This is a genomic window from Candidatus Pelagibacter sp. HIMB1509, assembly GCF_052047855.1.
Lineage (GTDB): Bacteria > Pseudomonadota > Alphaproteobacteria > Pelagibacterales > Pelagibacteraceae > Pelagibacter.
Genome location: NZ_JBNAIU010000002.1, coordinates 1 through 14,831, shown reverse-complemented (window position 1 = coordinate 14,831; position 14,831 = coordinate 1). Strand labels below are relative to the sequence as shown.

The window sequence follows — 14,831 nt, the reverse complement described above, 5'->3', positions numbered from 1 at the left end:
CTATTTATTAACTTGGTAGTTAAAATGCAAAAAATCAATATAAAAAAAAGTAATGTGAGTATAAATTTAATTAGAAAATATTGCTCAATTATATCTAACGCTACCGCAATACCATTCAGTTCAAATCAGGCATATAAGGAATATGATAATATACAAGGTCTATGGAATTATGATATTTCATCTTATAAAAAAGCCTTAATTGAAGTAAGAAAAAAAAAATTACTCTCTAAATGTGGTTTATCTAGCTCTTTATTTTCAAACTTTTTATTTAAAAGAAAAATTGACAATAAAACCTATAATTTTGGCAGAGATTTGACACGACTTACTCATGTGATAGTTATATTTAGATTTCAAGAAAATTTGTATTTAATTGATCCTCACCTTAATTTCATGTTTTGTGACGAAAATAAAAAACTGCTTAGTTTTGAAAATATTATGAGTAAAAAAAAAAAATTTTTCTTACCAAATAAAAGAAATTTCTATAAATCCATAATTAATACAAAAGATAATATTAATGAATTTTCTAGAAAATATAATTTGAAGTATAAGGAAAATATTTTTTTTGTTAGAGATATTAAAATTAATAATATTGATTGTGTGCATTATAAATTTAAATGCAATGAAAAATTTATAAAAAAATATTATGAACCTTTAATAGACAATATTGATAATTGTCTCAACTTACATCCAAATTAATTTTTTAATGCAAAAAATTCATTCACTCGTTTTAAGAAATATAAATACTTACTTTATATTACTTTCTTTTCTATTTTGTGGAATTTTGAATTATAAATATCAAATTTGGTACCACAACGCCTTTGGTTTAATCGATGAATGGCTTTATTTCGGGACAGTAGAATATTTCGATTATATTAAAACACATTTTTATGACACTTATTATTTTAGAAGATGGACTATACATTTATATAATCTATTTTTTCATAACTTATTTGGTCCATTTTGGGGAAAGTTTGTTTCAAAAAATATACTATTATTTTTTATAATTTTTTTCACATGTAAAATAATTTTCCTTATCTCAAATAAGTCAATATTATTGCCAATCATAATTATAACTAAGATTTTTTATTTAAAAGTATATTTCTTAGGAATAGTAGGTGTTTCTTACGTACAATCAGAGAGTTTTTTATTATTTGTTCTATTTCTTTATATACTATTAACTCATAATCAAGATAATTATAAATTACAGTTTTTAACAATAATTTCAGCTTTATCCATAATAACATATCAAGGAAATATTAAATTCATAATTCCATGTTTATTATTATTTTTAATAAATAAAAAAGTACAATTTAAAATAAATAAAAAAAATATTAAAAATATTTTTAATTTTCTAATTTGGACTTTTTTATTCATAATAATACTTGATGTAATTGTTGGAACCATTTTAAAAGTTAATTGGGAAAATTTAATTACATATACAATTCAGTATGATTTAGAAAATAGAGCACCGTATATTAAAGGATATCAAACATTTTATAAGGATATGCTAAAGAGAATTTATACAGTAACTTACATTTCTGGAATTTTATTATCAATAATAATACTAATTATTTATAAATTTTTCGAAAGTGATTTTCTAAAAAAAATTAGTATAATTTATATTGCATTTTCAATATTTAACCTTTTAGAGCCATTTCATCAAATTGGGTTTTCTATTTATAAGCATAGTTCGTGGTCACATTTATTTCTATCAATTGTTATGGGAGTCACAATATTTCACTACTTAATTATTACTATATTCAAGTCTTTAAAAACCAAAAAATTTGAGATATCTAAATTATTGCTTTTTATTCCAATGGTATTTTTAATAATTTTTCCTATTCATATTAATTATGAAATTTACAATAGACATTCAGGATTTCCCAGGTCCTACGACTCTCCTTTCAAAGATATATTGATTAGTAAGGTAAAAGAAAATAAAAAATTAGTTAATTATGCTAAGAAAAATAATAAAAGACTATCAATTGTTGATGATAGAGTTCATACAGGCTGGAGTTTTAATATCACTACTTTATATGGCATGTATTCTGCTTTGACATATGGTTATCCCCCAAGACACAAAGAATGCAAATTGGTTGATTGGCAACTATCTTATGGAGATAATTTATTAATAGCTGTTTTTACAGAAAAGAGTTTATTTGAAACAAATAATTTATTAATAAATCTTACAAATAAATGTAAAAATAATAATAATTTTATTTTTGTTGAAGAATTATCAAAAAATATAAAACTTTTTAAGTTAGATGAAAAAAATTAAAAAAAAAATTTTAGTAACAGGTGCAGGTGGCTATATCGGAAGTATATTAGTTCCAATGCTGATAAAAAAAAATTTTTTTGTTATCGCTGTAGATAAATTTTTTTTTGGAAAAACTTTAGAAAACAACAAAAATCTGAAAATATTAAAAGTTGACTGTAGAAAAATAAATAAAAATTTATTTAAAGATATTTATTGTGTTGTTGATTTAGTTGCTATCTCAAATGATCCTTCAGGTGATGAATTTTCTAAATTAACTTTAGAAACTAATTTTAAGGCAAGATTGAGGAACGCAGAAATTGCAAAACAAATGGGTGTGAATAAATATATTCTAGCATCCACATGTTCTGTGTATGGAAATCAAAAAATAATTGTAAATGAGAATAGCAAAGTAAAACCTTTAACAATTTATGCTAAATCTAATTTAAAAGCAGAACAGAGTATTGCTAAACTTAAGTCCAAAAAATTCAATATTATAATTTTAAGACAAGCGACTTTATTTGGATATTCTCCAAGAATGAGATTTGATTTAGCAATTAATGGAATGACTGAAGGGGTTTTTAAAAATAAAATATTACCAATTATGAGAGATGGCCAACAATATAGACCTCTTTGCCACGTAAAAGATACATCTAGACTAATGTGTCATTTAATTAATTTAAATTATAGAAAGTTTAATGGAGAAATATTCAATGTAGGCTCAAAACAGTGCACTAAAAAAATTATTGATCTTGCTAGAATTGTTATAAAAAACACTTACAGCAAATCAAAACTAGAATGGTATGGAAACCCTGACCATAGATCATATAGAGTATCATTTAATAAACTGAAAAAGCTCAATTTTAAAACTATTTATAATCTTGATTATGGTGTGAGGGAAATGTTTAACTTGCTTAAAAAAAAATTAATTAAGAAAAATAAAAAAACGATTACTTTAAATTGGTATAAATATTTAAAAGCAAAAAATAAATTTTTAAATTAAAAACATGGTTACAAAAGGAATAATTCTTGCAGGTGGTAAAGGAACTAGATTAAGACCTGTTTCTGACTATATATCTAAACATTTATTGCCAGTCTACAATAAACCAATGATTTATTATTCTATTTCAGTATTGATATATGCGGGAATAAAAAATATTTTAATAATTTGTAACGAAGGTGATGATTTAGTTTACAGAAAATTAACCCAACCTATATCTGAAAAATATAGAGTAAACTTTAACTTTAAAATACAGCGAAATCCTGTCGGAGGTATAGCCGAAAGTTTTCTAATTGGATCTGAGTTTATTAAAAATACTGATAAAGTAGCTTTAATGTTGGGAGATAATTTTTTTTATGGAAGAGAGTTTCCAGCTTTGCTAAAAAAAACACTCAAAGATAAAAAATCTTATATATTTTTGTGTCCTGTAAAAAATCCAAAAGAGTTTGGAATTGTATATTTGAATAAAAAAAATAAAATTATTAAAATAATAGAAAAACCAAAAAATAATTTTAGCAATTTAGCAGTAACTGGGTTGTATATTTATAACAGTAAAGAATTAAAAAATGTTAAAAAATTAAAAAGATCAAAGAGAGGAGAATTAGAAATTACATCATTAAATAATATTTTAATCAAAAATAAGAAATTGAATTATATTAATCTTGGTAGAGGTATAACTTGGTTTGATATGGGAACTTTTGATAAATTATATGAATGTTCAGAATTTATTAAATTAATAGAAAATAAACAGGGTTTTGAAATATCTAAATTAATTTAATGAATTTAGATAAATTTATAGAAACTTATTATCCATTAAAGGATTTGTTAAAATATGTTGGAGAAGATAATAAATTAGAAATAATAAAATATTATGAAAATGCAAAATCTGACGCAAATTTTGGATATATTTCAGTTAAAAATTACCTTAATAAAAGTAAAAGGATATTAGAAATAGGTGGTGGGTTACATTTTCTCTCTTCATATCTAAAATATGAAGGATATAAAATTCAATCAATTGAATGTGGGGGTTTCCAAAACTATATAGATAAAATGAGAGAATATATTTTAATTAAAAATAAAAGTTTAGAAATTCATAATCAAACATTAGAAAAATATGCAGTAAATTCTGCAGAAAAATTTGATTTTATTTTTTCAATAAATGTACTTGAGCATGTTAATAATATTGAAAACCATTTAACAAAATCAATCTCGTTGCTAAAAGATAAAGATAGCAGAATGTTAATAAAATGCCCTAATTACTCTTTTCCTTTCGAATCGCACTTTTACACGTTCTTTATCCCATTTGCCCCATTATTTACTTTAAAAAAAATAAAAAAAAACAAATTAATAAAGAAGTTTGGTGAAGAAACATATAATCGAATAATTGAATCATTGAATTTTAATTGTTCTTTTACTCATATTCAAAAACTTAATTTTAATATATTTTATATAAACCCATTTTCAGAAGTTATGAAAAGAATTAAATATGATCAAAAATTTTCTTCTCGAATATTTTCAAATTACTTTATAAAAGTTATCTACTTAATTTTAATTAAAGCTAAATTATATAAAATTGTTGAAAAAATATTCCCAAAAAGATTTTTTCCCTATTTAATAATGTTGCTTAAAAAATAAATTATGAAAACAATTAAATATAATGTGGCTAAAGTCTTTACCAATGAGATAAAGAATATTCAAAAAGTTGTAAAAAATAATCATTATTCAATGAATGGTAATTTTACAAAAAAATGCCAAGATTGGATTGAAAAAAATTTAAAAGTTAAATCCTCGATCCTAACAAATTCATGCACAGCTGCTTTAGAAATGATTGCAATACTAATGAATTTAAAAAAGGGAGATGAGATTATCATGCCTTCTTACACATTTGTTTCAACCGCAAACGCTTTTGTATTGAGAGGAGCAAAGCCAGTTTTAGTAGATATAGAAGAAAGCACTTTAAATATTGATGAAAATAAAATCGAAGCTGCAATTACAAAAAAAACAAAAGCCGTAATCGTTATACATTATGGTGGAATAAGTTGCGATTTAGACAAAGTTCGTAAAATAACAAAAAAACATAAAATTCTATTAATAGAAGATGCTGCTCATGCCATACTCTCCACATATAAAAATAAACCATTGGGATCTTTTGGTGATTTATCAACAATTTCATTTCATGAAACAAAAAATATTCACTGCGGAGAAGGAGGCGCACTTTTAATTAATAATCCAAAATATATTAAGAGATCAAAAATATTAAGAGACAAAGGTACAAATAGAGATGAATTTAACAGAAACATTGTAAAAAAATATTCTTGGGTAGATATAGGTTCCTCTTTTGGGATGAGTGAAATAAGTGCAGCTTTTTTATATGCACAATTACTTTATTCAAAAAAAATTACATCGATGAGGTTAAAGATATGGAATTATTACTATAAAACTTTAAAGGATTTGAAAAATGAAAAAATTACCCTTCCATACATCCCTAAGTACTCCAAACACAATGGACATATTTTTTATATTATTATAAGAAATAGGGATGGTTTATTAAAATATTTAAATAAAAATAAAATTAATTGTACTTTTCATTATGTTCCATTACACCAAAGTATAGCAGGAAAAAAATTTTGTAAATTTGGAAAATTAAATAAGACAGAAATTTTATCAAAGAGTATTATAAGGTTTCCAATCGTTTTAGATCATAAAATATTAAATTTTAAAACAATAACCAAGATAAAAAATCATATAAATAAATATTTTCAAGTCGAAGAAAATATATAAAAATAATATTTATCAATGAAAATAGTGGTCACGCAGTCTAATTATATCCCATGGAAAGGATATTTTGATCTTATAAATTATGTTGATGAATTTATATTTTTTGATGAGGTACAATTTACAAGAAGAGATTGGCGAAATAGAAATTTATTAAACGATGGAAAAAATAAGAAATGGATTACTATTCCTGTTCAAAATAAAGGAAATTATGATGAAAAAATTTCAAATATGTTTGTAAATGATAAGAATTGGGCAAATCAACACCTAAAAATTTTTAAACATTATTATTCAAAGAGTAAATTTTTTCATGAGACATATGAATTTTTACAGAAAGTTTATTCAGAAATAGACACAGATAACCTTTCTTATATAAATAAGTATATAATTAAATCAATTTCAAAACATCTAAATTTAGAATGTAATTTTAGAGACTCGACAACAATAAAAAAAAATGAGAAAGATGCTTCGGAAAGACTTCTTGAAATTTGTAAGTCTCGAAAATCTAAAATTTATGTCACTGGTCCTAGCGCTAAAAACTATTTGAATGAAAAAATTTTTTTAAACAATAATATTAAAATAGAGTGGTTTGATTATGGAAGGACTAAAATTTATAAACAGCAAAGTGCTAATTTTATTAAGAATTTAAGTATAGTTGATTGCATGATGAATTGTGGTACAGGTATAAATAAATTTTTAAATTTGAAATAATGAAAGAAAAACTAAATAAATTATTTATTAAACATTTTTCTATAAACATAAAAAAAATTGAAAATAGTAATATTAAGAATACAGAAAAATGGGATTCCTTCAGTCATATAAATTTAATTTTAGAAATAGAGGAAAAATTTAAATTGAAGAAAATAAAACCATCAAAAATTGCAAACCTTACAAGTTACAAAGCATGTTATAAATATATCATTACTGAACAAAGTAAATAAATATTGTGCAAAATAAAACATTAAATAAAATAAAAAATTTAGCTGATAAAAAATATAAAAAGATTGGAGTAGTCTCAGATAAAAAAAAAATTTTTCCAAAAGAAATTCTAAGAGATTTTGATAAGAAAGATCTAATTAGGATATTGGGATATCATTTTAATAATAAAAATACCTTTAGTTATAATGACGAATTTAATTTTTATTATCATGCAACAAAATATTGCGCAAATATAAGAAATTACTTTTTGGTGTCTTTAGGAATGGTTGGAAGTACAATTTTAAAATATGGTACAATCAATCAGAAAAAATTAATTCTGAAACATATAGAAAAAAAAAATTTTATTTCATCATTATTAATTACTGAGCCAACAGCCGGTTCAAATATTAATCAAATTAAAACAAATTATATAAGAAAAAAAGGAAATTATATCTTAAATGGTAAAAAAACCTGGATTACTCTTGGAGCTATATCAAACATCTATCTTATACTTGCAAATGGTGAAGAGGGTTTGATTCTATTTTTAACTGAGTCTAAAAGTAAAAAATTAAAAAAAAAAGAATTAAAAAATATTATAAGCAATAGAGGATCACACATTGCAACTATAGATATTAATAACTTAAAGTTGACAAAAAAGAATATATTAGGTGAAAATATTATAACTTCATCAAAAGCATTAGGTTATGCATTAATGCATGGAAGAGCTATTGCAGCATTATCTGCTTTCTCAATGTGTTCAGCAGCATTAGATGAGGTTATAGAGTATTCAAAAAAAAGAGAACAATTTGGTAAAAAAATTTGGAATTTTCAACAAATTCAAAAAATCATTTCTGATACAAGGGTCTTTATTGAGGCTGGTTTGTCAATCTCAAATAAAGCTTTTAAACTTAAAAGGAATTATAATTCTGACTCTGAAAATTTCTGTTCAATGGCAAAATTGTTTGCGACAAGTCACCTAACTAAAACGATTTCAAATCTTATGGATATTTATGGTGCATATAGTACTAGCAGTGAAAATAATATTGAAAGGTTTTTAAGAGAATCCAAAGGTTTTAGTTACATTGAAGGTACATCACAGATATTAACCCAACTTGTAGCGCTAAATTCAATACTTGGAATAAGAAAATAAGTGATAAAAATTAAACTTGAAAGCGATCTTAAACTCAATAAAGATCAAAAAAACTTTATTCGAGAAACTATATTAACTAGTTTCCCTCAAATTAAGTTAATTATTGAAAAAAATCTTATAAAAATAGTTAATTTTAAAAAAAAAGAAATTTTACATATAAAAAAATCTATCAAAAATGCTATTTTTGTATCAAGAGGAATTCAAAAAAGAAAAATTATTTTCCAACAAAATAAGTCAATTAGATTTAATAAAGATCCTCTAAAAATTTTAAAAAAAAAAAAAGAGGTAGTAAATATATCAAGTAATTTATTTCAATTTCAGGGCAAATTTCTCAAAATTTTTAGAGAATGTAATAAATATTTTTTTGATTTAGCTATTAAAAAATATAAAGCAATCGATCAAGAAAATCCTTTATTATGGCCAATAGATCTTTATAAAAAAATTAATTATTTGTCTGAATTTCCGCAACAATCTCTTTTTATGGTTGGTATTAAAAAAAATTATAATAACTATAGAGATTTTTCAAAAAAATATTCAAAAAATAAAAATTATAAAACTGTTAAAATTGAAAAAAAATTTTTTAAAGAATCGGAGTATGGTCTTCAGCCAGCTGTGTGTGATAATTGTTACTATGCATTAAGTAATACAACTGATTTAAAGGATACTGTTTACACAACATATAACAAAGTTTTTAGAGACGAAAAATCTAAAAAAAATACACTAGATAGATTAATGAGTTTTTCAGTGAGAGATATTATGTTTGTCGGTAATAAAGATTTTGTTCTGAAAACAAGACAAAAACTTATTGATGATATAATTAAATTTTTACAAATTACTAATTTAAATTGCTCTATAGAGGTAGCTGATGATCCTTTTTTTACTGGAAAAGTGAGTAAAAAATTATTTCAGCATTTATTTGAATTAAAGTATGAAATTTTAGCATACATACCTTTTTTGAAAAAAAAAATAGCTATAGGATCTATTAATTATCATATGGATACCTTTGGTGATGCATTCAATATAAGAAGTAATAAAAAAAAATCAGAAAAAATATATTCAGGTTGCATAGGAATTGGTTTTGAAAGACTTATTTTGGCACTTTATAGTCAACATGGAAATGACATTAAATACTGGCCAAATAGATTTAAAAAAAAATTAAAATTAAATTAATGGAAAAATTAATAATTTTTGGAAATGGTTTTAGTGCAGAGGTTGTTGCTAAAATTGTTTTGGATAGCAAAAATTATGAAATAATATGCTTTACGGTTGATAAGAAATATATAAAACAAAAAAAAATTTTTGGCATACCTGTAATTGATTTTGAGACTGTTAAAAAAAAATACAAAAAAAAAGATTGTAGTATTTTTATTGCCACAGGTTATTCTAATATGAATAAAATAAGAGAGAAAATTTTTAAAAATATAAAAAAAATTGGGTTTAAAATTGTTTCTATAATTCATCCAAAAGCAATTTTACCTCAAGATTTTAAATATGGAAAAAATTGTTTAATTATGAACAGTGTAAATATCCACCCATTAGTAAAAATAGGTAATAATAATTTTTTATGGCCGGGAAGTATAATTAGTCACCATGTTAAAGTTGGAAATAATTGTTGGTTTACCTCTGGAAGTGCTGTGGCAGGAAATACACATATTGGTAATAACTGTTTTTTTGGTATTAATTCCACAATTACTAACAATTTAAGAATTAATGATTATTCTTTTGTTGGTGCAAGAGCATTAGTTTCAAAAAATTTGAAAAAAAAAAGTGTTGTTATATCTCCTGAGGACTTAAAGCACAAATTAGATAGTTTGCAATTTACAAACTTTTTAAGTAATAACTTTTAACATGAGTAATTTAATTTATAATAAAAAACCTTTAGAGATAGATAAATCAACTGGTATACCTATATTTCAATTTCAAGATGAGAATGTAAATGAATTTTCAATTAAAAACGCTGCTGAAATCCATGATAATGCTTTAAATTGGCTTTTTAAAACTCATAATGTAAATGAGGAAGATCTTCGTATAGAGCTTGTAAAAAAATTAGATTTGAAAAAAGGTCAAAAAATTTTGATTACAGCGACAGGGGCAGGGAACGATATACCATACATAGCAGAACTTATAGGCGAGACTGGAGAAATATATGCTCAAGATTTTGCAAAAGAAATGTTGTTTGCAGCTTACAATAGAACAAAAGAATTAATTGATTTAAATAAATATAAAATTTTTTTTTCAGTTAATGATGCAACTGATCTACCCTTTGATGATAATATATTTGATGCCACATATCACTTTGGAGGTATAAATCTTTACCATGATATAAAAAAAGGTATTGATGAAATGAACAGAGTTACTAAAAAAGGAGGTAAGGTAGTTTTTGGAGACGAAGGAGTTGCTTATTGGTTAAAAAAAACAGAATTGGCAGCAAGTTTAATTACAAATAATTCTCTTTTTAGACTAGATCCACCAATGGAACTTCTACCTATTAATGCAACAAAAGTTAATTTATCATGGGTAATAAATAATTGTTTTTACTTAATTGATTATGTGGTTGGAGATAATTGGGATGTTAATATTGATCTAAACCATGTTGGTAAAAGAGGTGGATCAATAAGAAAAAGGCACTATGGAAAATTGGAAGGTATTGATCCAAAACTAAGGGATAAATTTAATAAATATGCTGAAAGAATTAATATAAGTAGAGTGGATTTATTAGAGAAAATAATTGAACAAGAAATAAAAAAAAATGATTAATTGGGAAAAAAAAGGTCTTTTAATTGAGACTGGAGGCCCAGGATATACCCACGCTTCACACCCTTCAATGATTCATTTAGATAATGATATATTTTTATTAGCTTTTTCATCAAGGCTAAATAAACATGCAAATATATTTCTTGCGCATGCAGAAATTAAAAATGAGAAAATAAATTTAATTTCAAAACCTCAAGTAGCATTAAAACCAAGTAAACCAGGGTATTTCGACTCAGAAGGTTTATTAAATTGCTGTTTTGTTAAACATAATAATAAAATTTATATATATTACTCAGGGTGGCAAAATATTCAGCAAGGATTTTGGCATTGTGATACTGGAAGAGCAATAGCAGACCCAGATAAATTGATAGCAAAAAGGGAGTTTGATGGGCCAATTATGGGCAGAGATAAATTTAATCCTATATTTGCTGCAGCTACTTCTGTGCATGTCGATAAAGATGGTAAATGGAAAACATGGTATAATTCTGGAATTAGTTGGGAAAAAAGGGAAGAAGGCTGGCATCCAAAATATGGCATACATTACGCTACTTCAGATGATGGTTTAAATTGGAGTTATAGGCCTGGATTGATTATACCAATAAAAGATGAATATGAGCATTCATTTGGAAGACCTTCAGTTGTAAGATGGGATGGAAGATATCAAATGTGGTTTGCACACAGAGGAACTAAAGAATATTCGACATACAGAATTGGCTACGCCTCATCAGCCGATGGTATTAACTGGACTAGAGATGATAGTAAATCAGGAATTTCAATTTCAGAAAGTGGATGGGATAACGAAAGTGTCTGTTATCCATACTTGTTAGAACATAAAAATATCAAATATATGCTTTATACAGGTAATAAATATGGTCTTACAGGATCTGGATATGCAGTAGGAAGAAATGAATAAATTTTTATTTGTTGGAAATAGAAAATTTGTTTTAGAGGAGATGATAAAGCTAGATTTAGATGTAGATATTTTAGTTATAAAAAATACTCATTTAGAAAAAGATGATTTACTGAAAAATTATAAGCACAAAATTATTTCTTCTAAAGAAGAATTGTTAAATTATATTAATAAAACAGACTTTGATATTTTGTTATCTAATGGTTGCCCATTTATACTCCCTATTAAACATTTAAAAAAAAAAACTTACGTAAATATTCATCCATCTTTTTTACCTGATTTAAAGGGTATTGATCCATGCTTAGGATCAATTTTGTTTAGTAGAGATTGTGGAGCAACTTGTCATCATATAAATGAGGTTATTGATGGAGGAGATATTATTTCGAGAGTAAAAATACCTTTTTCAAAAGATTTGGATGTAAGTTTGATGTATCAACTAAGCTTTATTGCTGAGAAAGAGGTTTTTCATGAAGCATTCAAAGCTAATTTTAGTATACGAAAAAAACAAGAGCCAGGAGACTGGATCTATTATTCTAGGAAAGAGGACGATAAAAAAATTAATTTTAATGAAAATCCAAATCAACTTATCCAAAGAATTAAAACATTTAACAATAAGTCTCAAGGGTGTACATTTATAAATAATAATAATATTTTTAAAGTTTATGAAGCTTCCCAAATTAATAATAGTTATGTAGCTAACTATTCACAAAAATTTAAAAACTTAGAAATTATGTTTGTTTATGAAGATTGTGTTGTATTCAAAAAAGATGATGTAGTTATTAAATTATCAAAAGTTAGTGGACCTTTAAATACTTTAAAAGTTAAAAATAAGATTAATTCTTAATTTTAAAAAAATAATCAATGGCAATAAATATTGGAATCATTGGAATAAGTAGGGGTGAAAAATTAATTAGACTAATTAAAAAAACCGATTTAAAATTAAAAGTAATTTCAGTGTTAGATACTGATATAAAAAAACTAAATCTTTTTAAGAAAAAAAATCCATCAATTAAAATTTTTTCATCCCAAAATAAATTTTTTACATATGATAAAATTAATGCAGTATATATTGCCAGTCCTGTAAAATATCACTTCAACCATACAATTGAAGCTGCAAAAAATAAAAAACATATTTTGTGCGAGGTGCCAGCATTTAAGAAAATTAAAGAGGGATTAGAAATTAATAAAATATTAAGAAAAAATAAATTAATTTACATGATGTCAGAAAACTATTGTTTCAGCCCACAATCTATTTATTTATCTAAGATTTTAAAAAATAATAAGATGGGCGATATAATTTTTGCAAGATCTTCTTACATACATGATTGCAAAGACATAAGCTTTGATAAAAATAACGGTTTTTTAAGCTGGAGAGGAAAAGAAAGATTAAAAAAAAATGGAAATGATTATCCGACACACTCAATTGGCCCAATTGATAAAATATTATCAAAGTATTTCAATGATAAATTGAAATATATTTCCACTTTTTCCTCAAAAGAATCTGCTATGACCAAAAAATATTTTTCTATTTTTAAAAACAAAAAATATAAATTTAATAGACCAGATATATCTTTTTCATTAATTGAAACGGAAAAGAAAACATTAATAGAACTTATTTGTGATACAACTTCAAATCGTCCATCTTCAATGCATGATATGCATATTCAATTCTTAAATGGTGTATTTATATCTGGCAGAAGCGATAAAGAACAAAGTGTAATAAGTTATAAGAAATATTTTAATAATAAAAAGTTTAAAACAATAAACTTTAAAAAATATTTAAATAAAAAAGATCAAATCATAATTAAAAAGCTAAAGTATCAATTTTCTTTTTATAAAACACTTAAAAATTTTGAGAGTTCTGTAAATAAAAAAACTAAACCTTATATTGATTATTCTGATGCCTTCTTATGGAGCTCATTAATAGAATTATCTAAAAGATCACTCAATCAGAAATCACGAAAAATAAAAATTAATCATTTAAAAAAAATATTTTAATCAGTCAATATTGTGAGTTTCAAAATAAATATTTTTACTTTGAGTTTTCAAATTTTTTAACATGTTATAATTAACCATTGCAAAAAATACGTTAAAAATTAATATCAAAGAACTCAAAAAAGCAACTAGGACGACTACAGACAACCACCCAGGAATAATATTTATACTAAATATTAATTTTGAAATTAAGATTATAATACTAAATAAGAACAATAAGATAGCTATAGAGAAAAATGAAATTAAAATTTTATCAAACAATTCTTCTGAATTAATAACAAAATGATCTACAGCAAGAGAAAATCTTTTAAAAAAAGTATAGCTGGTTTTTTTAAAACTAATATTTTGCGATAAATTAAATTTTATATTAATGAACTTTTTTAAGGATAATATCTCTCCAATAAATTTTTTTCCATCATTATATTCATCTAGTATTTGATTTTTAATTTTGTAGTCAAAAATAAATAAGCTCCGATAATGATAATCTTTAGAAAAAATAAATTTATAAAAAAATATAAAAATATTTCTTAATAATGTAGATGATATATTGGGTATCCCCCAAAAAACTTCATAATTTTTGTTATGTGTTTTTAAAAAGTTATCAAAAAATTCCTCATTAAATTTTAAATCAGAGTCATAATAATGAATATAATCACCAGAGGATTTATTTATAGCTTCTTTTATTGCAATTTGTTGTCCTTGATTTGATTTAAAACATATTGCTTTTACTCTCGTATCTTTATAAGAAATTTCTTTTATTTCTGACCAAGTTTCATCTGGAGAATTGTCATTAATAAATATAATTTCAAAATTGATGTTTTTTTCTTCAAAAAAATTTTTTATAAGATTGTAATTTCTGATGACATCTTCAGGATTATTATAGAAGCAATTAATTATAGAAATTTTTTTGTCCATAATTTATTCTACAATTTTTTTTGTAATGATGAAATTAATTAGAGTTAAAAATATTAAAATAAATAACTGACTTATAATATGATTTATCCCCATTATATTAACCAATATATACAATAGTAAAATATTTGAAAAATAAATAATAATTTGAAAAGTTATAAAA

General features: G+C 23.8%; 16 protein-coding genes. 15 read left to right on the top strand and 1 reads right to left on the bottom strand.

Annotated elements, in window-relative coordinates; genetic code table 11:
* Nucleotides 1-24 precede the first annotated feature (24 nt).
* Genes ACTTBO_RS07760 through ACTTBO_RS07690 form a run of 15 tightly spaced genes read left to right on the top strand, consistent with a single transcriptional unit; the run spans nucleotide 25 to nucleotide 13,759 of the window.
* Complete coding sequence (locus tag ACTTBO_RS07760) at nucleotides 25-696, top strand: hypothetical protein (RefSeq protein ID WP_440657147.1); 672 nt, start codon at nucleotides 25-27, stop codon at nucleotides 694-696.
* A gap of 7 nt (nucleotides 697-703) precedes the next feature.
* The gene (locus tag ACTTBO_RS07755) at nucleotides 704-2,278 is read left to right on the top strand and encodes a hypothetical protein (protein ID WP_440657146.1); all 1,575 of its coding nucleotides are present in this window, start codon (nucleotides 704-706) and stop codon (nucleotides 2,276-2,278) included.
* Nucleotides 2,265-3,257, top strand: a complete 993-nt coding sequence (locus ACTTBO_RS07750) for an NAD-dependent epimerase/dehydratase family protein (RefSeq protein WP_440657145.1) — start codon at nucleotides 2,265-2,267, stop codon at nucleotides 3,255-3,257. Before ACTTBO_RS07755 ends, ACTTBO_RS07750 begins: the two co-directional genes overlap by 14 nt.
* Before the next feature lie 4 nt (nucleotides 3,258-3,261).
* The gene (locus ACTTBO_RS07745) at nucleotides 3,262-4,032 is read left to right on the top strand and encodes a sugar phosphate nucleotidyltransferase (protein ID WP_440657144.1); all 771 of its coding nucleotides are present in this window, start codon (nucleotides 3,262-3,264) and stop codon (nucleotides 4,030-4,032) included.
* On the top strand, nucleotides 4,032-4,889 hold the full coding sequence (locus tag ACTTBO_RS07740) for a class I SAM-dependent methyltransferase (protein ID WP_440657143.1): 858 nt from the start codon (nucleotides 4,032-4,034) through the stop codon (nucleotides 4,887-4,889). Before ACTTBO_RS07745 ends, ACTTBO_RS07740 begins: the two co-directional genes overlap by 1 nt.
* Nucleotides 4,890-4,892: 3 nt before the next feature.
* A complete protein-coding gene (rffA, locus tag ACTTBO_RS07735) occupies nucleotides 4,893-6,035 on the top strand; it encodes a dTDP-4-amino-4,6-dideoxygalactose transaminase (RefSeq protein ID WP_440657142.1) in 1,143 nt (380 codons plus the stop codon).
* A gap of 15 nt (nucleotides 6,036-6,050) precedes the next feature.
* The gene (locus ACTTBO_RS07730; protein ID WP_440657141.1) at nucleotides 6,051-6,740 is read left to right on the top strand and encodes a WbqC family protein; all 690 of its coding nucleotides are present in this window, start codon (nucleotides 6,051-6,053) and stop codon (nucleotides 6,738-6,740) included.
* Nucleotides 6,740-6,970: a hypothetical protein gene (locus tag ACTTBO_RS07725; RefSeq protein WP_440657140.1), complete on the top strand. Its 231-nt coding sequence runs from the start codon at nucleotides 6,740-6,742 to the stop codon at nucleotides 6,968-6,970. The genes ACTTBO_RS07730 and ACTTBO_RS07725 overlap by 1 nt, the downstream gene beginning before the upstream one ends.
* 5 nt (nucleotides 6,971-6,975) lie before the next feature.
* The gene (locus ACTTBO_RS07720; RefSeq protein ID WP_440657139.1) at nucleotides 6,976-8,097 is read left to right on the top strand and encodes an acyl-CoA dehydrogenase family protein; all 1,122 of its coding nucleotides are present in this window, start codon (nucleotides 6,976-6,978) and stop codon (nucleotides 8,095-8,097) included.
* Entirely contained in the window at nucleotides 8,098-9,267 is a 1,170-nt protein-coding gene (locus ACTTBO_RS07715) for an aminoacyl--tRNA ligase-related protein (RefSeq protein ID WP_440657138.1), read from the top strand.
* Entirely contained in the window at nucleotides 9,267-9,944 is a 678-nt protein-coding gene (locus ACTTBO_RS07710; RefSeq protein WP_440657137.1) for an acetyltransferase, read from the top strand. The genes ACTTBO_RS07715 and ACTTBO_RS07710 overlap by 1 nt, the downstream gene beginning before the upstream one ends.
* A 1-nt stretch (nucleotide 9,945) precedes the next feature.
* Complete coding sequence (locus tag ACTTBO_RS07705; protein ID WP_440657136.1) at nucleotides 9,946-10,854, top strand: class I SAM-dependent methyltransferase; 909 nt, start codon at nucleotides 9,946-9,948, stop codon at nucleotides 10,852-10,854.
* The gene (locus tag ACTTBO_RS07700; RefSeq protein ID WP_440657135.1) at nucleotides 10,847-11,764 is read left to right on the top strand and encodes a hypothetical protein; all 918 of its coding nucleotides are present in this window, start codon (nucleotides 10,847-10,849) and stop codon (nucleotides 11,762-11,764) included. Before ACTTBO_RS07705 ends, ACTTBO_RS07700 begins: the two co-directional genes overlap by 8 nt.
* Nucleotides 11,757-12,605, top strand: a complete 849-nt coding sequence (locus tag ACTTBO_RS07695) for a formyltransferase family protein (RefSeq protein WP_440657134.1) — start codon at nucleotides 11,757-11,759, stop codon at nucleotides 12,603-12,605. The genes ACTTBO_RS07700 and ACTTBO_RS07695 overlap by 8 nt, the downstream gene beginning before the upstream one ends.
* Before the next feature lie 17 nt (nucleotides 12,606-12,622).
* On the top strand, nucleotides 12,623-13,759 hold the full coding sequence (locus ACTTBO_RS07690; RefSeq protein WP_440657133.1) for a Gfo/Idh/MocA family protein: 1,137 nt from the start codon (nucleotides 12,623-12,625) through the stop codon (nucleotides 13,757-13,759).
* Here the strand turns inward: ACTTBO_RS07690 and ACTTBO_RS07685 are convergent, their stop codons facing one another.
* A complete protein-coding gene (locus ACTTBO_RS07685) occupies nucleotides 13,760-14,671 on the bottom strand; it encodes a glycosyltransferase (RefSeq protein ID WP_440657132.1) in 912 nt (303 codons plus the stop codon).
* Nucleotides 14,672-14,831 lie beyond the last annotated feature (160 nt).